The 18,388-nt window shown below is 65.1% G+C and carries 18 protein-coding genes; 10 read left to right on the top strand and 8 right to left on the bottom strand.

Annotation, left to right across the window (positions count from 1 at the left end; translation table 11 throughout):
• Positions 1–178 precede the first annotated feature (178 nt).
• Both EN846_RS16510 and EN846_RS16505 read left to right on the top strand, forming a co-directional pair.
• A complete protein-coding gene (locus EN846_RS16510; protein WP_127391717.1) occupies positions 179–478 on the top strand; it encodes a hypothetical protein in 300 nt (99 codons plus the stop codon).
• Positions 479–651: 173 nt separating this feature from the next.
• Positions 652–2,001, top strand: a complete 1,350-nt coding sequence (locus tag EN846_RS16505) for a chloride channel protein (RefSeq protein ID WP_127391716.1) — start codon at positions 652–654, stop codon at positions 1,999–2,001.
• 263 nt (positions 2,002–2,264) lie between these two features.
• Here EN846_RS16505 and EN846_RS16500 read toward each other — a convergent pair whose 3' ends face one another.
• From EN846_RS16500 to EN846_RS16490, 3 genes are all read right to left on the bottom strand, one after another.
• Positions 2,265–2,768 carry an invasion associated locus B family protein gene (locus EN846_RS16500; protein WP_126057419.1) on the bottom strand — a complete coding sequence of 168 codons (504 nt, stop codon included), beginning with the start codon at positions 2,766–2,768 and terminating at the stop codon, positions 2,265–2,267.
• Between the two features lie 250 nt (positions 2,769–3,018).
• Entirely contained in the window at positions 3,019–3,381 is a 363-nt protein-coding gene (locus tag EN846_RS16495) for a YkvA family protein (protein ID WP_127391715.1), read from the bottom strand.
• A gap of 85 nt (positions 3,382–3,466) precedes the next feature.
• Positions 3,467–3,763, bottom strand: coding sequence for a 4a-hydroxytetrahydrobiopterin dehydratase (locus EN846_RS16490; protein ID WP_127391714.1), 297 nt, complete (start codon positions 3,761–3,763; stop codon positions 3,467–3,469).
• Positions 3,764–3,870: 107 nt separating this feature from the next.
• On the opposite strand from EN846_RS16490, the gene EN846_RS16485 reads away from it, so the two are divergent.
• Positions 3,871–4,389, top strand: a complete 519-nt coding sequence (locus EN846_RS16485) for a low molecular weight protein-tyrosine-phosphatase (RefSeq protein WP_127391721.1) — start codon at positions 3,871–3,873, stop codon at positions 4,387–4,389.
• Here EN846_RS16485 and thpR read toward each other — a convergent pair.
• Positions 4,293–4,889 carry an RNA 2',3'-cyclic phosphodiesterase gene (gene thpR, locus EN846_RS16480; protein WP_128275684.1) on the bottom strand — a complete coding sequence of 199 codons (597 nt, stop codon included), beginning with the start codon at positions 4,887–4,889 and terminating at the stop codon, positions 4,293–4,295. The genes EN846_RS16485 and thpR overlap by 97 nt on opposite strands.
• A gap of 118 nt (positions 4,890–5,007) precedes the next feature.
• A complete protein-coding gene (locus tag EN846_RS16475) occupies positions 5,008–5,652 on the bottom strand; it encodes an arylesterase (RefSeq protein WP_127391712.1) in 645 nt (214 codons plus the stop codon).
• Positions 5,653–5,782: 130 nt separating this feature from the next.
• On the opposite strand from EN846_RS16475, the gene EN846_RS16470 reads away from it, so the two are divergent.
• The 4 genes from EN846_RS16470 (at position 5,783) to EN846_RS16455 (ending at position 10,724) form a co-directional block, all read left to right on the top strand.
• Entirely contained in the window at positions 5,783–6,481 is a 699-nt protein-coding gene (locus EN846_RS16470) for an ABC transporter ATP-binding protein (RefSeq protein ID WP_127391711.1), read from the top strand.
• Positions 6,481–9,030 carry an ABC transporter permease gene (locus EN846_RS16465; RefSeq protein ID WP_127391710.1) on the top strand — a complete coding sequence of 850 codons (2,550 nt, stop codon included), beginning with the start codon at positions 6,481–6,483 and terminating at the stop codon, positions 9,028–9,030. Before EN846_RS16470 ends, EN846_RS16465 begins: the two co-directional genes overlap by 1 nt.
• Positions 9,031–9,260: 230 nt before the next feature.
• A complete protein-coding gene (locus EN846_RS16460; protein ID WP_127286705.1) occupies positions 9,261–10,040 on the top strand; it encodes a Bax inhibitor-1/YccA family protein in 780 nt (259 codons plus the stop codon).
• A 105-nt stretch (positions 10,041–10,145) separates the two neighbouring features.
• Positions 10,146–10,724, top strand: coding sequence for a GNAT family N-acetyltransferase (locus EN846_RS16455; protein WP_127391709.1), 579 nt, complete (start codon positions 10,146–10,148; stop codon positions 10,722–10,724).
• Between the two features lie 128 nt (positions 10,725–10,852).
• Here EN846_RS16455 and EN846_RS16450 read toward each other — a convergent pair whose 3' ends face one another.
• On the bottom strand, positions 10,853–11,242 hold the full coding sequence (locus EN846_RS16450; protein ID WP_126057429.1) for a DUF2794 domain-containing protein: 390 nt from the start codon (positions 11,240–11,242) through the stop codon (positions 10,853–10,855).
• A gap of 582 nt (positions 11,243–11,824) precedes the next feature.
• Here EN846_RS16450 and EN846_RS16445 point away from each other — a divergent pair.
• Positions 11,825–12,496: a DUF938 domain-containing protein gene (locus EN846_RS16445; RefSeq protein ID WP_127391708.1), complete on the top strand. Its 672-nt coding sequence runs from the start codon at positions 11,825–11,827 to the stop codon at positions 12,494–12,496.
• Between the two features lie 135 nt (positions 12,497–12,631).
• Here the strand turns inward: EN846_RS16445 and EN846_RS16440 are convergent, their stop codons facing one another.
• The gene (locus tag EN846_RS16440) at positions 12,632–13,420 is read right to left on the bottom strand and encodes a thioredoxin family protein (RefSeq protein WP_128275890.1); all 789 of its coding nucleotides are present in this window, start codon (positions 13,418–13,420) and stop codon (positions 12,632–12,634) included.
• Positions 13,421–13,880: 460 nt separating this feature from the next.
• On the bottom strand, positions 13,881–16,571 hold the full coding sequence (acnA, locus tag EN846_RS16435) for an aconitate hydratase AcnA (protein WP_127393091.1): 2,691 nt from the start codon (positions 16,569–16,571) through the stop codon (positions 13,881–13,883).
• A gap of 284 nt (positions 16,572–16,855) precedes the next feature.
• On the opposite strand from acnA, the gene ccmA reads away from it, so the two are divergent.
• Both ccmA and ccmB read left to right on the top strand, forming a co-directional pair.
• Positions 16,856–17,464, top strand: coding sequence for a heme ABC exporter ATP-binding protein CcmA (gene ccmA, locus EN846_RS16430; protein WP_127393098.1), 609 nt, complete (start codon positions 16,856–16,858; stop codon positions 17,462–17,464).
• 196 nt (positions 17,465–17,660) lie between these two features.
• The gene (gene ccmB / locus EN846_RS16420; RefSeq protein WP_135913917.1) at positions 17,661–18,326 is read left to right on the top strand and encodes a heme exporter protein CcmB; all 666 of its coding nucleotides are present in this window, start codon (positions 17,661–17,663) and stop codon (positions 18,324–18,326) included.
• The last annotated feature ends 62 nt before the right edge of the window (positions 18,327–18,388 follow it).

The following is an 18,388-nucleotide window of genomic DNA, read 5'->3' as shown; positions in this document are numbered from 1 at the left end:
ATGCGGGGCGGGCGCGACCTTGCCAGTCGTGTCATCATTCGCTCGACCGCCGTGAGGCGGCGCCGCATCCCTCGCACTGCGCAAATCGATCACATATTCGTGTTGGCGTAACGACCCAAGGCGCCTTCGCGAACCCGGAAAGGGGCAACTGTGCCCCTGCAAAATGGGAGTATGCGGAATGCAATCGATCAAGCTTGTTGTCATCGCCGGCCTCCTCGGCCTTTCCGCGGCACAGGCATTTGCCGAAGACACGATGGGAACGATGACCATGATGAAGGCCGGCCAGGTGACGGCGATCACGCCCGACGGCCATATGGGCACGATGATGCCGGACGCCAAGATGAGCGCCGAGATGATGAAGATGGCGAAACCGGTCAAGCACTGCATGATGATGATGACCGACGCCAAGGGCAAAACCTACATGATCGACACGTCGACCAAGAAGGCCCAGGCCGAGTGTGAAAAAATGGCGATGTGAACACCGCCAAGCACCCACGCCGACCTTCCCGCCGGCCGGTGCGCCGGCGGGTATTCCGATCACATCTCCTTGAACCCCGTTCCGATGCGGTGCCGGCATAGCGTCGGACTCGCCGCCCGGGTTGATCGGCCCCGTCATTGTGCTAGGCCGGGCCTATCACCACGAGGCTCGTCATGGCCGGCATATCCCGAAAAAACCGCTTGCTGCGGCGTTCGCGCGCCATGTGGGTGTCGCGGCGCGTCTGGCAGCCGCGTCTCGTCTTCTGGGCCGGCGCCGTCTCGATCGGCCTGATCAGCGTCCTGTTCGCGCTGCTTGCCGACCGCGCGCAGGCTCTGTTCCATATCATGACCGGCAATGAGGGCGGCTGGCGCTTCTATCTGCCGCTCGTGGTGACGCCCCTCGGTTTCGTCCTTTGCGCCTGGCTGGCGCATTCCTTCTTCCCGGGGTCGCAAGGCAGCGGCATTCCGCAGGCGATCGCGGCGCGGCATCTGCGCGACGAGGACGATCGCAGCCGCATCCTGTCGCTCAGGCTGGTGGCGGGCAAGATCGCGCTCACCGTCGTCGGCCTCGCCTGCGGCGCCTCGATCGGCCGCGAGGGTCCGACGGTGCAGGTCGGCGCCTCGCTGATGCTGCAGGCGGCGCGCTGGGGCGGCATGGCGCAGGCGCGCGGGCTGATCCTGGCCGGCTCCGCCGCCGGCATCGCCGCCGCGTTCAACACGCCGCTTGCCGGCATCGTCTTCGCCATCGAGGAAATGGGCCGGGCCTATGAGGCGCGCACCAACGGGCTGGTGCTGACGGCGGTGATCCTGGCCGGCCTCGCCTCGCTGGGGCTGCTCGGCAACTACACCTATTTCGGCGTCGCCAAGGACACGGTGGCGTTTGCCACCGACTGGCCGCTGGTGCTTGCCTGCGGCATCGTCGGCGGCGGTGTCGGCGCGCTGTTCTCGCTGCTTGCGCTGAAGGTCATGCGCCGCATCCGGCGCTGGAACGCGCTGCAGCCGCTGCCGCGCGCGCTGGTGGTGGCGGCCGTCTGCGGGTTCGCCGTGGCGGTGATCGGCGTCGCGTCCGGCGGGCTGACCTTCGGCACCGGCTATGCGCAGGCGCGCGGCGCGATCGAAGGCACGCCGCTGCCGGCCCTCTTCTTCGTGGAAAAATTCGCCGCCGGCCTCTTGTCGATGGTATCGGGCATTCCGGGCGGTCTCTTCGCACCGTCGCTGGCGGTGGGCGCGGGGCTGGGCAGCACGCTCGGCCTGGTCTTCGGCACGGCCACCGGCACGGCGGCGCTGCTCGGCATGGCCGGTTATTTCGCCGGCGTCGTGCAGGCGCCGATGACGGCCTTCGTCATCATCCTCGAGATGACCGGCAACCACGACAATGTCATCGCGCTGATGTGCGCAGCGATGCTGGGCTACGGCACGGCGAGGCTGATCTCCAACGAGCCGCTCTATCATGCGCTGTCGCGCGTCTTCATCGCCGAGGCGATCCGGCGGCGCAGAACGGAGACGATGCCCGCGCCGGGCTGAGCTATCGTTCTTCCGCTTTCACTTGCGGGAGGCGGACCTCGCTGTTGCGCCAGAGCGTCAGGTCTCCCTGGCTTTCAATGTCGCCGCGCGCGTCGAGAGCTTCCAGTCGCCCGGCGATGATCCTCCCAGGAAACCTGGACGCCCGCCTTGCGAAGCGCCTCTTCGGTTTTCGCGAGGACCATGGCCGTCTTCCGTCAACGGTCCATCACCATTTGCATGATGGCGCGGTCGATGTCGCTGTCCGCCGTCAAGGGGGCCTCAGCCTACTTGCACTTGGCGATCGAGGCCAGCGCGGCCGAAATGCCCTTCAGCGAGAACACATAGGAGGTGGGGTTGCCGCGACCGGACTTGGCCTGCACCTTCATGTCGGTGCCGGTCTTCATGGCGGCGATCAGCACCGGCTCTTCCGCCGCGTTCTCGACCCAGGCCGACTTGCCGCGCGTGAACATCGAGAAGGTCTTCTTGTCGATGGTGACGGTGGCCTTGGAGCCTTCCTGGAAATTGTAGCCGGCGATGAATTGCGGCTCGTAGGACACCTGCTGGCCCGGCCGCTGGCTGACGAAGAAGAACATGTCGCCATGGTCGAGCGTCGCCGGCTGCTTGTCGGTCGGCACGGTGAGCACGTAGCAGACCTTGCCGCCGGATGCCTGGTAGCTGTAGGTCCCCCAGGCATTGTGCTGGCCGATCTTGGTCGCCGACTGCGCCAGCGCGGGCGCCGCCAGGGCCACCAGGACCAGGCTGGAAACTGTAGCAATCAATCCACGCATCGCTTTTCCCGTATTCCAAATGGTGCGGCGGCAGGCCGTTGCGGCGTCCTGCCCGTCGCTTCATTTTGATTTAATCAGGGTTACCAAACGGTGAATTTTCCTCAAGAAAAGGACCCTCACCCCAGGAAACCGCCGCCATTCCCGCGCCGTCGCCACAAAGGCGGCAGGCGGGACGTCCCTGTGCCGACTTGGAGGATACGAAAGCGGCAAGAGTTTGACTTTTCAAACAAGCGCTTGCGCCGGTTCGGGCTCAGTCCTTGTCGGCGATCGCGTCCCTGGCAGCCTGCCTGTGCGCGGGCGTGATGTGGGCGCTGACGGCGGTGATCGCGGCGGTCAGCACGGCGAGGTCGTCGGTGAAGCCGAGGCCGAAGATGACATCGGGGATGAAATCGATCGGCAGCACGAAATAGCCGAGCGCGGCGAGCAGGATGCCCTTGGCGCGCATTGGCGTGTCCTTGTCCATGGCGCAGTAATAGGCAGCGACCACCTCTTCCATGAACGGGATCTGCCGGGCGGCCTTCTTGGCTGTGCGCCAGAATTTTTCGCGCACCTCACCTTCGCCGGCGAGCTTGTCGCCGAAGCCGAAGAAATCAAAACCGGGTTGCCGCGCCATCTTCTTCTCCTTGGCGCCGCGCGCTTGGTTCGGTGCACGGCCGCCGGGGGAAAATGTGGTGAAAGCGCCGCCCCATCACAAGAGTTCAGCCGCCAAAATAGCGGTTCATCTTCTTGGCCAACTCGATGTCGAGTGCGGTGACGCCGCCGGCATCATGCGTGTTCAGCGTGACGTCCACGGTCTTGTAGACGTTCGACCAGTCGGGGTGATGGTCCATCTTTTCAGCCGCGAGCGCGACGCGGGTCATGAAGGCGAAGGCCTCGGAAAAGTTCTTGAAACCGAAGCTGCGCCTGATCGAGGCGCCGTCCTCGGCCAGCGACCAGCCGCCCAGTTCCGCCAAAGCGGCAAGGACGGCATCCTTGCCCAGTTTTTCTCTCGTCATGTCTTTGTCCCGTGCTATTTCGGCTTTTGACCCTCACCATAATGCATGTCGTCCGCAAGTGCGTCGCAGTTTTGGGACATGACATGCACAAAAACGGCGCCGGATCGATGAGCGCAAAGCCGATAAATTCCATCCTGTTCGTCTGCCTCGGCAATATCTGCCGCTCGCCTCTCGCCGAAGGCGTGTTGCGCGCCGTGCTGGCCGAGCGCGGGCTGGGCCGAACCATCATGCTCGATTCGGCCGCGACCAGCGGCTGGGAGGTCGGCTCCGCTCCCGATCCGCGTTCGATCTCGATCGCGGCGCATCATGGCATCGACATTTCCGGGCAAAGGGCGCGCAGGGTGGTGCCGGAGGATTTTTCCCGCTTCGACCTGATCCTCGGCATGGACCGGGCGAACGTCCGCGACCTCAAGGCGATCGCGCCCGCCGCCATGCGCGAGCGCATCCACCTGTTCCTGGAGTTTGCCGACGGCGCCGCGGGCGAGGTGCCGGACCCCTATTATGACGGGCCGGACGCGTTCGCCGAGGTCTATCGCATGATCCGCGAGGCGTCGGAGGCGCTGGCGAAGCGGCTGGCAGTGCGCGCGTCGGCGCCCGACAGCGGCCAGGCTTCCTCGACGATATAGGGGCCGCCGCCGACCGAATCGCGCGACGACATCAAAACGAAACGGCCGACGCGGAAGGGCAGCGCCGAGAAATTGCCGCGCGCCGAAAGATACTGCGCTACGTCGAGCGGACTTGAATTGCGCAGCCGCGCCAGCGTCACATGCGGCATGAACTTGCGCGGATCGGCCGGCAGCCCGAGCCGCTGGCAGATGCGGTCGATCTCGCCTTGCAGGGCGGTCAGGTCCGGCGAGACGGCGACGCCGGCCCATACGGCGTGCGGCTTCTTTTGGCCGAAGGCGCCGACACCGGAGAGCGTCAGCGAGAAGGACGGGCGGTGGACGCGGTCCAGCGCGTTGGCGATCTCGTCGGCGACATGGCCCTCGACATCGCCGATGAAGCGCAGCGTCAGATGGTAGTTTTCGACGTCGATCCAGCGGGCTCCGGGCAGGCCGCCCCGGAGCAGGGACAGCGAAAGAGCGGCGTCACGCGGAATTTCGAGGGCGGTGAAAAGACGCGGCATGGCAAGCCTCCTGTCCTCGAATCGAAACTCACGCCCCTAGCGAATCATCGATATCCAAGCGGGGCAAGCGGTTTATTGACCTCGCGGTTTCCCCAACGGCAACCGTGACTTTCCTGCCTCACGACGCGCCGCCACCCGCAGCAATCGACTTCTCCACCGTCGGTAGTATGCCTTCGACCATCCTGTCGACGCCCCTGGCGTTGGGGTGCAGCCCATCGCCAAGCTGCAGGCCGGGCACGCCGGCGACGCCGTCGAGGAAGAACGGATAGAGCGGAACGCCGTATTTCGCGGCGAGCTTCGGATAGATGGCGTCGAAGGCGTTCTGGTAGTCGGCGCCGAGATTGGGCGCGGCGCGCATGCCGGCCAGCAGCACGCCGATCTTGCGCGCTTTGAGCCTTGCCAGCATCTCGTCGAGGTTCTTCTCGGGGACGGCCGGCGCCACACCGCGCAGCATGTCGTTGGCGCCGAGCTCGAGGATCACCAGTTGGGTGCCGTCGGGCACCGACCAGTCGAGCCGCGCCAGGCCGCCGCTCGAGGTGTCGCCGGAGACGCCGGCATTGGCGACGCTGACATCGAGACCCTTGGCGCGAAGCGCTGCCTGCAGCCTATCGGTGAAACCCTCACCGGGCCCGAGGCTGAAACCCGCCATCAGGCTGTCGCCGAAACCGACGATCCTGAACGTCTCGGCGCTCGCCGATGAAACGGCGCTGCCGATCGCGGCGAAAAGAACGAGGGCTGCGGCCAGAGTGTGTTTGAAAGCCATGCGGCAGGCCCCATATGAGCGGAAATGGTCTTCAGGCGAAGGCGGGTTCCTGGTTGAGCATCGGATTTCCCGCTCTCCACTTTGGCTCCGATGCTCTAGCCCTTCTCTACCCATATAGGACGCTTTCATTGTGACAGAAGCCGTCATCGTGCTGAAAGACGTATCGCTGACGCTGGGGGAAGGCGCGTCCTCCGTTCATGTGCTGAAGGGCGTCAGCCTCGATGTCGCGGCCGGCGAGGCGACCGGCATCGTCGGCCCTTCGGGTTCCGGCAAGTCGACGCTGCTGATGGTCCTCGCCGGACTGGAAAGGGTCGATTCCGGAACGGTCCGCATCGCCGGCGAGCTACTCAACGGTAAAAGCGAGGATCAGATCGCTTCGTTTCGGGGGCGAAACATCGGCATCGTGTTCCAGTCCTTCCACCTCATCCCCAATATGACGGCGCTGGAAAATGTTGCGGTGCCGCTCGAGCTCGCCGGCCATGCCGACCCGTTCGGCGTCGCGGCGCGCGAGCTGGCGGCGGTGGGGCTCAGCGATCGGGTCACCCATTATCCCGGCGAGCTCTCGGGCGGCGAGCAGCAGCGCGTGGCGATCGCCCGGGCGCTGGCGCCCTCGCCGCGCATCCTGATTGCCGACGAGCCGACCGGCAATCTCGACCAGGCGACGGGACGGCAGATCGCCGACCTCCTGTTCGCCAAGGCGGCCGAGCGCGACATGACGCTGGTGCTGGTCACGCATGACCAATCACTCGCCGCGCGCTGCTCGCGCCAGGTGTCGATGCGCTCGGGCCGGATCGAGGACGCGCCGAAGCCGGTGAAGGTTTCGGCCTGATGGCGCTGTCGCGGACGTTGAAGCTCGCGGTCCGCTTCTCGCTGCGCGAGATGCGCGGCGGACTGTCCGGCTTCCTGATCTTCCTCGCCTGCATCGCGCTCGGCGTCGCCGCCATCGGCGGCGTCAATTCGGTGGCGCAGGCGATCAGCGCCGGCGTCGCCAACCAGGGCCAGACGCTGCTTGGCGGGGACCTGCGCTTCCAGCTCAACCAGCGCGACGCGACATCGGCCGAACGCGATTTCCTCGGCGGGCTGGGCGCGATCTCGCACAGCGCCAGCATGCGCTCGATGGCGCGATTGGAGGACGGCTCGGACCAGGCGCTGGTCGAAGCCAAGGCGGTGGATGACGCCTATCCGCTCTTCGGCGCGCTAGCGACCGAGCCGGCGCTGCCGCGCGCGTCGCTGTTCGGCGAGCGGTCCGGCGTCTTCGGCGCCGCGGCGCCCGAGCTTTTGTTCGACCGGCTGAACCTCATGCTCGGCGACCGGGTGAAACTCGGCGGCGCCACGTTCGAGCTGCGCGCGCGGCTGGTGAACGAGCCGGACGCGGTCTCCGACGGCTTCGGCTTCGCGCCGCGGCTGCTGGTCTCGTCCGAAGGGCTCGCCGCGTCCGGCCTGATCCAGCCAGGCAGCCTGGTCGAGAACGCCTACAAGGTCCGGCTGCCCGCCGGCGCCGGCGAGGCCGATCTCAAGGCGATCCAGGATCGCGCGGCCAAGGCGTTTCCGGAGGCCGGCTGGTCGATCCGCACGCGCAGCAACGCTGCACCGGCGCTCTCCTCCAACATCGAGCGCTTCTCGCAATTCCTGACGCTGGTCGGGCTTACTGCGCTGGTGGTCGGCGGCGTCGGCGTGGCCAACGCGGTGCGCGCCTATCTCGACGGCAAGCGCGGCGTCATCGCCACCTTCAAGAGCCTCGGCGCCTCCGGCGGTTTTGTCTTCACCGTCTATCTGGTGCAGATCCTGCTGATTGCCGGCGTCGGCATCGTCGCCGGCCTGATCCTCGGCGCGGCGATGCCGTTCGCAGCGAGCGCCGCGCTGCAGTCGGTCATCCCGGTGCCGGCGGAAGGCGGTTTCTATCCAGGCGCGCTCGCCATGGCGGCGCTGTTCGGCCTGCTGGTGACGCTGGCCTTCGCGCTGCTGCCGCTGGGGCGCGCCCGCGACGTGCCGGCAACGGCGCTGTTTCGCGAGATGGGTTTTGAAAGCCGCGGCTTCCCGCGCCTGCCCTATGTCGCGGCAGCGGTCGGCATCGCGCTGTTCCTGGCGGCGCTCGCCATCCTGTTTTCCGGCGACCGCCGCATCGCCTCGATCTTCGTCGGCGCCACGATCGTCGCATTCGTGGTGCTGCGACTGGTCGGCGCGCTGGTGCAATGGGCGGCGAGGAAGAGCCCGCGTGTCCGCTCGGTCGCGCTCAGGCTGGCGCTGGGCAACATCCACCGGCCGGGCGCCCTGACGCCGTCGGTGGTGCTGTCGCTCGGGCTCGGGCTGACGCTTCTGGTGACGCTGGCGCTGATCGACGGCAATCTCAGGCGGCAGATCTCCGGCAGCCTGCCGGAACGGGCGCCGAACTTCTTCTTCGTCGATATCCAGAGCGGCGATGTCGACGCCTTCTCGGCGCTGATCGGCAAGGAGGCCCCCGGCGGAACGCTGGCCAAGGTGCCGATGATGCGCGGACGGGTGATGGCGCTGAACGGCATCGATGTCGGCAAGGTGAGCGTGCCGCCGGAAGGCGCCTGGGTGCTGCGCGGCGACCGCGGCCTGACCTACGATGCCAAAATGCCCGCCAACGCGACGCTGACGCAAGGCACGTGGTGGCCGCAGGACTATGCCGGCGAGGCGCTGGTGTCGTTCTCGGCCGAGGAGGGGCGGCAGATCGGGTTGAAACTTGGCGACACCGTCACCGTCAATGTGCTGGGACGCAACGTGACCGCCAGGATCGCCAATTTCCGCCAGGTCGAATGGGAGACGATGGGCATCAATTTCGTCATGGTGTTCTCGCCCAACACCTTCGCCGGAGCCCCGCATGGCTGGCTGGCGACGCTGACCGACAAGAACGCGTCCACGGCGGACGACGCCCGTCTGCTCAACGCCGTCACCCGCGCTTTTCCGGCGGTGACGACGGTCCGGGTCAAGGATGCGCTCGACATCGTCAACCGGCTGGTGGGCCAGCTCGGCACCGCGATCCGCACTGCTGCCGGCGTGGCGCTGATCGCATCGGTGCTGGTGCTCTCCGGCGCGCTCGCCGCCGGCAACCGGGCGCGCATCCATGATGCGGTGGTGCTGAAGACGCTGGGCGCGACTCGCAGGACGCTGATCACGGCGTTCTCGCTGGAATATGTGCTGATCGGCCTTGCCACGGCGGTCTTCGCGCTGGCGGCGGGCGGCGTGGCGGCCTGGTTCGTGGTCGCGCGCATCATGACGCTGCCATCGCATTTCATGCCGGAAGTGGCGGTGGCGACGATGCTGGTTTCGCTGGCGGTCACGGTCGGCATCGGCCTTGCCGGAACCTGGCGGGTGCTCGGGCATAAGGCGGCGCCGGTGCTGCGCAATCTCTGATTTGCCGGGCTGGCGACACCCGAGCCGGGTTAAATCTTGGTAAGAATGCCCCCGAAAAAGGCCGTCAAAGCGGCTTTTTACCTTCTCACGAACCGTTACAGCCGGTTACGGACTTGTTCTTCAGGCGAAGAACCATCATATTCCGCGCAGGCATGCTGGAGCCCTGCCAGCGGCGCCTGGGCCAGAAAAGGCCGGACACCGGACGGGGCAGAAGCAACAGAGGAATTCCAATGGCTGATCCCATTCGCAACTACCAGACGCGCGCCGTGCCCGGCACCCGTGTCGATGCGGACATCGACCAGGGCCTGCGCGCCTACATGATCAAGGTCTACAACCTGATGGGGCTTGGCCTGCTCATCACCGGCCTTGCCGCTATCGGCACGATCATGCTGGCCACCACCACTGACCCGGCCTCGGCGGTCGCTACGCTGCCGAGCGGCGAGATGCTGACCTCCTTCGGCTATGCGATCTTCGGCTCGCCGCTGCGCTGGGTCGTCATCCTCGCCCCGCTGGCGCCGGTGCTGTTCCTGTCGGCCCGCATCCAGTCGATGAGCGTTTCGGCCGCGCAGACCACGTTCTGGGTCTATGCCGGCCTTGTCGGCCTGTCGCTGTCGTCGATCTTCCTTGTCTATACGAGCGCCAGCATCTCGCAGACCTTCTTCGCTACCGCGGCCGCCTTCGGCGCGCTGTCGCTCTACGGCTATACGACCAAGCGCGACCTGACGGCGTTCGGCTCGTTCCTGGTCATGGGCGTTTTCGGCCTGATCATCGCCATGGTGATCAACATCTTCCTGGCGTCGTCGGCGCTGTCCTTCGCCATCTCGGCGATCGGCGTGCTGATCTTTTCCGGCCTCACCGCCTACGACACGCAGAAGATCAAGGAGATGTATTTCGACGGCGACGCCAGCGATGTCGCCGGCCGCAAGGCGACTATGGGCGCCTTGAGGCTCTATCTCGACTTCATCAACCTGTTCATGTTCCTGCTGCAGTTCATGGGCGACCGCCGCTGAACGGCACTGGACTACTGAGTTCACGAAGGGCGGCCCAATGGCCGCCCTTTTCTTTTGCGCCTGCCTTTGCTGTTATGGAGGGCAGGTGAAAGATTTGCATAAATTATGAGCAGCATCACGATCAGAGCCGCCGGCGCCGCGGACCTCGCCCGAGTCACGGAAATCTACGCCGATGCGGTGACGCACGGCACCGCCAGCTACGAGCTGGAGCCGCCGAGCCGCGCCGAGATGGGCAGCCGATTCGACAGTCTGACGGCGGGCGGCTTCCCCTATCTGGTGGCGGAAAAGGATGGCGCGGTGCTCGGCTATGCCTATGCCGGTCCGTTCCGGCCACGCCCGGCCTATCGCTTCGTCGTCGAGGATTCCGTCTATGTCGCGCCCGAGGCGAAGGGCCAGGGTGTCGGGAGGCTGCTGATGCAAGGGCTGATCGACGCGGCCGAGGCGGCCGGCTTCCGCCAGATCATCGCCGTCATCGGCGACGGCCATGCCGACAGCGCCTCGGTGCGGCTGCACGAGAAGCTCGGCTTCCGCCATTCCGGGCGCCTGGAAGGGTCCGGCTACAAGCACGGACGCTGGCTGGACACGGTCTTCATGCAGCTGTCGCTGAATGGCGGGGCAGGACGTGCGCCGGATCCGGATTCGTGGCCGGAGCGGAGGTTCCGGCTCGGAGGGAGAGGGAACTGAGGAATTGAAGAATTGAGGAATTGAAGAAAAGGCTTTTATATCAGGCGTTTAGCGCCATTTCTCTTCAATTCCCCAGTTCTTCAATTCCCCAGTTCCTCAGTTCCTCAGTTCCTCTTCGACTTCCCAGCTCACGCCTCGATGACCTTCAGCTTGGGATCGAAGACGCCGAGCACGCGGCCGAGCTCCTGGCCGCGCTTCAGGATGCGGCCGCCGGCGGCGATGACGGAGAAGGCGCCCTGGCGGCGCGCCAGCTTCGGATCCTTGACGATCTGGAACAGCGGCACCTCGCTGGCGCGGCGGAAGACGGAGAAGACGGCGCGGTCGGAGAGATGGTCGATGGCGTAATCGCGCCATTCATTGGCGGCGACCATGCGTCCGTAGAGCCTGAGGATCTGATCGAGTTCGCGCCGGTCGAAGCGCACCGGCTGGTCGAGGCGCTCGCGTCGGGCCTCATGCAGCGGGATCAATATTGCGGATGCGTCCCCATCCTCCGTCCCACTGCCACCGCGATCGGTCATGCCTAGATCCTTCGAATGAATCTTCGCCCTCAGAAGTTGGCCCGTTCGCCATGGAATTGCAAGAGCCGGCGAAGCACGCCAGCGCAGCGCTGTTTCCGTCACGTCCAGTCACGTTTGTGAACCTCCTGTTGGAATTGGTGATGCTCTGCCACATTTCTGCCATTTTCTAACCGCGCTCATGCCCCAATGTCCGACGAGTTTACCGGCGTTGCCTGAGACGGTTCGGTCCGGCACCGGCTCGTAAACCCCAAGCCCCCCGCCCACGGGTCTGCGTCGGATCGAACCAACCTCGGTTTTCCCTCGGAAAATCGGGTGCGACGATCCCAAAACCTAAATGACCGGCGTCAGAAGCAAGCTGACGCCGGTTTTTTATTGCGTGGCTTTCGCGATCCCAGGGTCTGCGCTGCGTCGCTTCGCTCCTAGTGATGAAGAGGCTGACGCTTGGCACAGGACGCGTAGGACCAATTCCAACCATCCTCGGATATTCCTTCGACGAGGCCTTGCAGTCCAAAATCTTCGGGATCCGGTTCCATCATTTCAGCTATAAAGCGGGAAACGTCGGCCCCGGAGGATCTGCGGCCCATGCCCGAGGAGAATGACAACCGCTCGCCTGTTGCGCTTGAACAGCGCGGCGTAAGCCCCGACCAGCGCATGTTCTCGCCTTCAGCTGCGCGAAATTTGGCACCGATCCTCGCGGTCCTAAAGCGTGTTCTTCCGACACATGGCGTGGTGCTGGAGATTGGTTGCGGGACCGGGGAGCACGCCGTGTGTTTTGCGGAAGCGATGCCCAACCTCACCTGGCAGCCAAGCGATCCTGATGCCGACGCACGCGCCAGCACCTCTAGCTGGATCAAATTTTCCGGGTTGAATAATGTGCTCGCGCCGCTTGATATAGATGTGTGCTCGAGATCATGGGGCGTCGAGCAAACGGCGCCGTTTGACGCCATCGTGTCGATCAATATGGTCCATATCGCGCCGTGGGCGGCAAGTTTAGGATTGTTTGCAGGCGCTGGCCGTTTGCTCCGCCCTGGTGGGCTTCTTGTTCTCTACGGGCCATTCACGCGCGACGGCACACACAACGCACCATCCAACGCCGCTTTCGACGCATCTCTAAAGGAGCGCAACCCATCTTGGGGTGTGCGTGATATTGCTGATCTTGAACGCGTGGGGGAGGCCTCTCGACTTAGTCTCCGCGAGGCGATCGAGATGCCTGCTAACAATTTGTCGGTTGTCTTCTCCTGCGATAGTGCCTGAACGACAATCGGTCCCATTCTATTGGCTAATTTATCGTTTTAGTGGAAACGCTGAACCGCTCTATCTCTTTGTTTTGACGCAATTCCGGACGCAAACCGCTACGCACTTCCTGGAATGCTCTAGGACGAGGAAGCTCTAAAGCCGGTCGGGCTTGCGGATGAAGGCGGCGCCGAGGATCGGGCCTGGCATGCCGTCCTTGCCGACGGATTGCAGCAGCACCGCGCAGCCGGCCTTCTTGGCGATTTCGGTCATCGGCAATTCGTAGCGCTGCGGCTTGCCGTGCCACATGCCGGCGATCTGGATGTCGGAGACGGCGTTCCAATAGGTCAGGCTGCGGCCGCTGTTCTCGCCCTGGCCGATCTTCACCATCTGCGGCGGATCGAAATAGACGATCACCACATGGGCGTCGTTGGGGCCGTTGCCGGCGTCGCCGGCATCGATCATGACGCGGTCGCTGGTGCGGCTGACCTTGATGCCGACGCGCATGCCTTCGCCGGTCCGGTCGAGGCGCGCCAGCGTGCCGTCGACTTCCTTGCGGCTGGCGCCGTTGACGTGGCTGCGGCCGTTGATGACGGCTTGCGGCGTGTAGACAGAGCGGCTGCCGAAGGCGCGCATATAATCGTACTGCCGGTCGGTGTTTTCCTTGCTGCTCAGCGTGTCCTGCCAGCCGAGATAGTCCCAGTAGTTGACGTGATAGGCGAGCGCGACGAGGTCCTCCTTGCTGGCAAGCTCAGCAAAGAACTCGTCGGCCGGCGGACAGGAGCTGCAGCCCTGGCTGGTGAAAAGCTCGACCACGCCGAGCGGCTTGTCGGTTTGCTGTTTATCGGCCCGGGCGCTCTCTGGCTCGCTTGCAAGCACCGCGCCGGCACATGCCGACAGGGCCAGCGCAAGTGCCGCGAGCCGCAAGGGTTTTGCAAATGCCATGGCCGTTCCGATTCCCGCCGGTGACGCCGGCCTTGTTCTGATTGCTAAAATATGTGGCAGAACCGCCAGTCAACGGGAAGTCACGTTGCGGTGAAATTTTCGGCGCTGCAAGCACGCCCAGGGCCGCAATAGGAAAGACCCCTCCACTTCATGCTGCGGTTCGATTCGGAGGGCGCATCATCGTCATGTGGCAAACACTCCTGACGCCCGTCGATCTTTATTGCGAGCGGACCGGGCCGGAACTTTGGGCAGAGCCGGCTAATGCTTTGACCAACCTTGCCTTTATTGCCGCGGGATTGTGGGGCGCGCGGGAAGTGCGGAATAGGGGAATAGGGGAATAGGGGAATAGGGGAATAGGGGAATAGGGGAATAGGGGAATAGGGGAATAGGGGAATAGGGGAATAGGGGAATAGGGGAATAGGGGTGTCTCTTCCCTACTTCCTACTCCCCTACTCCCTTATCAAGCTGCCAGATCGCGCAGCACGTACTGCAAAATGCCGCCGTTCTTGAAGTAGTCGAGCTCGTCCAGCGTATCGATGCGGCAGATGATCGGGATGTTCTTCACCGTGCCGTCGCCATAAGTGACCTTGGCGGTCATCTTCTGGCGCGGCTTGATGGCGTCCAGGCCGTCGATCTCGACCAGCTCGTCGCCTTTGAGGTTGAGCGAGGCCCATGAGGTGCCGTCCTCGAAGACGAAGGGGATGACGCCCATGCCGACCAGGTTCGAGCGATGGATGCGCTCGAAGGACTGGGCGATGACGGCGCGGACACCAAGCAGATTCGTGCCCTTGGCCGCCCAGTCGCGCGAGGAGCCGTTGCCGTATTCGACGCCGGCGAAGATGACCAGCGGCACGCCTTCCTTCTTGTATTCCATCGCGGCGTCGTAGATCGACATCTCCTCCTTCGAGGGATAGTGGATCGTGTAGCCGCCCTCGCGGCCGTTCTCGCCCAGCATGTGGTTGCGGATGCGGATGTTGGCGAAGGTGCCGCGCATCATCACCTCATGGTTGCCGCGCCGCGTGCCGTACTGGTTGAAGTCGGCGACGCCGACGCCATGCTCGGTCAGGTACTTGCCGGCCGGCGAGGCGGCCTTGATCGAGCCCGCCGGCGAGATGTGGTCGGTGGTGATCTTGTCGCCGAAGAGACCGAGCACGCGCGCGCCCTTGATGTCGCCGATCTTGCCGAAGCCCGATGTCATGCCGGCGAAATAGGGCGGGTTCTGCACATAGGTCGAGCTGTCGTCCCAGGCATAGGTCTGGCCTTCCGGCGCCTTGACCTTCTGCCAGTACTCGTCGCCCTTGAAGACGTCGGCGTATTTGCGGGCGAACAACTCGCGCGTGACGTTCTTCTCGATGAACTCCTGGATCTCGGCCGCGCTCGGCCAGATGTCCTTGAGGTAGACGGGGTTGCCGTTCCTGTCCTCGCCAAGCGGCTCGGTGGTCAGGTCCTTGGTCACCGTGCCGGCCAGCGCATGGGCGACGACCAGCGGCGGCGAGGCGAGATAGTTCGCCTGCACGTCCGGCGAGACGCGGCCCTCGAAGTTGCGGTTGCCGGACAAGACCGCGGCGGCGATCAGGCCCTTATCGTTGATGGTCTTGGAGATCGGCGCCGGCAGCGGGCCGGAATTGCCGATGCAGGTGGTGCAGCCGAAGCCGACTAGGTTGAAGCCGATCTGGTCGAGCTCCTTCTGCAGGCCGGATTTTTCCAGATATTCGGCGACCACCTGGCTGCCTGGCGCCAGCGAGGTCTTCACCCACGGCTTCTGCTTCAGGCCGACGCGGTTGGCGTTGCGGGCGAGCAGCCCGGCGCCGATCAGCACGCTCGGGTTCGAGGTGTTGGTGCACGAGGTGATGGCGGCGATGACGACGTCGCCATGGCCGAGATCGTGGTCGGTGCCTTCGACAGCGTAGCGCTTGGAGATCTCGGCGGCCTTCTTGTACTCGGTCTCCATCGCCTTGGCGAAGCCGGCCGGAATGCCTTCCAGCGCGACGCGGCCCTCGGGGCGCTTCGGGCCTGCCATCGACGGCACGACGTCGCCGAGATCGAGCTCGAGCAGGTCGGTGAAGACCGGGTCGGCGGAGCCGGCGTCGCGCCACATGCCCTGGGCCTTCGAATAGGCCTCGACCAGCGCGATGCGGTTCTCGTCGCGGCCGGACATCGTCAGGTAGCGGATGGTCTCGCTGTCGACCGGGAAGAAGCCGCAGGTGGCGCCGTATTCGGGCGCCATGTTGCCGATGGTGGCGCGGTCGGCCAGCGTCATGTTGGAGAGGCCGGGCCCGAAGAACTCGACGAACTTGCCGACGACGCCCTTCTTGCGCAGCATCTGGGTAACGGTGAGCACGAGGTCGGTGGCGGTGACACCTTCCTTGAGCTTGCCGGTGAGGCGGAAGCCGATGACCTCCGGCAAGAGCATGGAGACGGGCTGGCCGAGCATCGCCGCCTCGGCCTCGATGCCGCCGACGCCCCAGCCGAGCACGCCGAGGCCATTGATCATGGTGGTGTGCGAATCGGTGCCGACGCAGGTGTCGGGATAGGCGGTGGTTTCGCCGTCCTCGCTGTTCGTCCACACGACCTGGCCGAGATATTCGAGGTTGACCTGGTGGCAGATGCCGGTGCCGGGCGGCACGACGCGGAAGTTGCGGAACGCCTGCTGGCCCCATTTCAGGAACTTGTAGCGCTCCTCGTTGCGCTCATATTCGAGCTCGACATTGCGGGCGAAGGCCATCGGCGTGCCGAACTCGTCGACGATGACGGAGTGGTCGATGACGAGATCGACCGGCACCAGCGGGTTGATCTTTTCCGGATCGCCGCCGAGCGCCTTGATGCCGTCGCGCATGGCCGCCAGGTCGACCACCGCCGGAACGCCGGTGAAATCCTGCATCAGAACGCGGGCCGGACGGTAGGCGATCTCGACGCCGGCGGTGCCCTTGTCGGTCAGCCAGCCGGCCACCGCCTGGATGCTTTCCTTGGTGACCGAGCGGCCGTCCTCGTTGCGCAGCAGGTTCTCCAGCAGCACCTTCATCGAATAGGGCAGCCGGGCGATGCCGGCGAGGCCGTTCTTCTCGGCCTCGGTGAGGTCGAAATAGACATAGTCAGCGCCACCCGCGGTCAGGGTGCGGCGGCATTTGAAACTGTCCAGGGATTTTGACACGTGCGATCCGTCCTTGTCTGTTCAGCCTGAAAGGGAACGGACGCCGATGGCATGCAATCACGCGCAAAGGTGCGGGTACGGCCATTTCCGCTGTCCGCTCCCAAGCAACCCGAGCCGTTCAAGGCGGCGCGTGCGCTGGTTCGGCGCTAATTCTGTTCCCGAGCCGACCGCTGGCACGGATGAACCGCATATAGAGAATTTCCTGGAATAGTTCTAGACAGTCGAAAGGCAAATTTGTGCGATGCGGCGACGGCCGCGAAACGGCGCTTTCGGAACGGGCAATGATGCGGCTGATCGCCGAAAATCTGGGCGGCGAGCGCGGCGGCGAGACGGTCTTTGCCGGCATCGGCTTTGCGCTCGAGAAGGGCGAGGCGCTGGTCGTCACCGGGCCAAACGGCGCCGGCAAATCGACGCTGCTGAGGGTCATCGCCGGTCTGCTGCGGGCCGCCGAAGGGCGGGTCCAGGTCGAAGGCGGCGGCGAGGCTTTCCCCACGGTCGCCGCGGCCGTCCACTATCTCGGCCATCTCAACGCGATGAAGACGGCCTTGAGTGTGGCGGAGAATCTGCGCTTCTGGCGCGACTTCTGCGGCGAGCCGGCGCTCGGCGTCGACGAGGCGCTGGAGACCGTCGGGCTCGGCGGCATCGGCCATCTGCCGTTTGGCTATCTCTCGACCGGCCAGCGGCGGCGGGCATCCATCGCAAAACTCCTGGTTAGCCACCGGCCGATCTGGCTGCTCGACGAGCCGACGGCGGGGCTGGACAAGGCGTCCGAGGAACGGTTCGCGGGGTTGATGCGCGGGCATCTGGAGGAAGGCGGGATCATCGTGGCGGCGACGCATCTGCCGCTGGGATTGGAGGGGGCGAAGGCGTTGAGGATGGGGGAAGTCGGTTGAGGTTGGCGCTCTGGCACCCCCCTCTCTGCCCTGCCGGGCATCTCCCCCTCAAGGGGGGAGATCGGCAGTTCGCGCGCCCCGCCAGCTTCCTTATGTTGAAAATTGGCGAAAGCCGAAGTGACATCCAATCTCCCCCCTTGAGGGGGAGATGGCCGGCAGGCCAGAGAGGGGGGCCTGGGCGCAGGCATCTCAACCCATGCTAGCCCTCCTCCTGCGCGACATCCGCCTCTCCATCCGCGCCGGTGGCGGGGCGTTGACGGGCGTCATCTTCTTCCTTGCCGTCATCGCCACCATCCCGTTCGGCGTCGGCCCGGATCTCAACCTGCTTGCCCGCATCGGCCCGGCGATCCTGTGGATCGCCGCCCTGCTTGCCTGCCTGCTCGGCCTCGACCGGCTGTTCCAGGCCGACCGCGAGGACGGCTCGCTCGATCTTCTGGTGCGGGGCCACGATCGCCACATGCTGGCGCTGACGGTGCTGGTGAAATGCCTGGCGCATTGGGCGGGAAGCGTGCTGCCGCTGGTGGTCGCCGCACCCTTGCTGGGGCTGTTCATGAACATGGAGGCGGCCGGCATCGGCGCCACGGCGCTCACGCTTCTCGTCGGCACGCCGGCCATCACCTTCATCGGCGCCGCCGGCGCCGCGGTCGCGGTGGCGCTGCCGCGCGGCGGGCTGCTGATCTCTGTGCTGGTGCTGCCGCTCACCATTCCGGTGCTGATCTTCGGCGTTTCGGCCAGCTATGGCGCGGTGGCCGACCCGGCGCCGTTCCTGCAGCCTTTCCTCATTCTTGCCGCGCTGACGCTGTTTCTTGCCGTGCTCGGACCGCTGGCGGCGGCTTTGGCACTGCGCCACGGGACGGACTGAGGCTGCGGCGCGGCGGCCGATTGCGAAGCTGGAACGGCAAGGCTAAGGGAAAGCATGATCGA

It is taken from the genome of Mesorhizobium sp. M4B.F.Ca.ET.203.01.1.1 (assembly GCF_004791025.1).
GTDB lineage: Bacteria > Pseudomonadota > Alphaproteobacteria > Rhizobiales > Rhizobiaceae > Mesorhizobium > Mesorhizobium abyssinicae.
This window is presented reverse-complemented; position numbering and strand designations above follow the sequence as displayed.

Bases quoted from the DNA above. Each gene is read 5' to 3' on its own strand.
- EN846_RS16510 (WP_127391717.1), top strand. From the start codon at position 179: ATGCAATCGATCAAGCTTGTTGTCATCGCCGGCCTCCTCGGCCTTTCC.
- EN846_RS16505 (WP_127391716.1), top strand. From the start codon at position 652: ATGGCCGGCATATCCCGAAAAAACCGCTTGCTGCGGCGTTCGCGCGCC.
- EN846_RS16500 (WP_126057419.1), bottom strand. From the start codon at position 2,768: ATGCGTGGATTGATTGCTACAGTTTCCAGCCTGGTCCTGGTGGCCCTG.
- EN846_RS16495 (WP_127391715.1), bottom strand. From the start codon at position 3,381: ATGGCGCGGCAACCCGGTTTTGATTTCTTCGGCTTCGGCGACAAGCTC.
- EN846_RS16490 (WP_127391714.1), bottom strand. From the start codon at position 3,763: ATGACGAGAGAAAAACTGGGCAAGGATGCCGTCCTTGCCGCTTTGGCG.
- EN846_RS16485 (WP_127391721.1), top strand. From the start codon at position 3,871: ATGAGCGCAAAGCCGATAAATTCCATCCTGTTCGTCTGCCTCGGCAAT.
- thpR (WP_128275684.1), bottom strand. From the start codon at position 4,889: ATGCCGCGTCTTTTCACCGCCCTCGAAATTCCGCGTGACGCCGCTCTT.
- EN846_RS16475 (WP_127391712.1), bottom strand. From the start codon at position 5,652: ATGGCTTTCAAACACACTCTGGCCGCAGCCCTCGTTCTTTTCGCCGCG.
- EN846_RS16465 (WP_127391710.1), top strand. From the start codon at position 6,481: ATGGCGCTGTCGCGGACGTTGAAGCTCGCGGTCCGCTTCTCGCTGCGC.
- EN846_RS16460 (WP_127286705.1), top strand. From the start codon at position 9,261: ATGGCTGATCCCATTCGCAACTACCAGACGCGCGCCGTGCCCGGCACC.
- EN846_RS16455 (WP_127391709.1), top strand. From the start codon at position 10,146: ATGAGCAGCATCACGATCAGAGCCGCCGGCGCCGCGGACCTCGCCCGA.
- EN846_RS16450 (WP_126057429.1), bottom strand. From the start codon at position 11,242: ATGACCGATCGCGGTGGCAGTGGGACGGAGGATGGGGACGCATCCGCA.
- EN846_RS16445 (WP_127391708.1), top strand. From the start codon at position 11,825: ATGCCCGAGGAGAATGACAACCGCTCGCCTGTTGCGCTTGAACAGCGC.
- EN846_RS16440 (WP_128275890.1), bottom strand. From the start codon at position 13,420: ATGGCATTTGCAAAACCCTTGCGGCTCGCGGCACTTGCGCTGGCCCTG.
- ccmA (WP_127393098.1), top strand. From the start codon at position 16,856: ATGCGGCTGATCGCCGAAAATCTGGGCGGCGAGCGCGGCGGCGAGACG.
- ccmB (WP_135913917.1), top strand. From the start codon at position 17,661: ATGCTAGCCCTCCTCCTGCGCGACATCCGCCTCTCCATCCGCGCCGGT.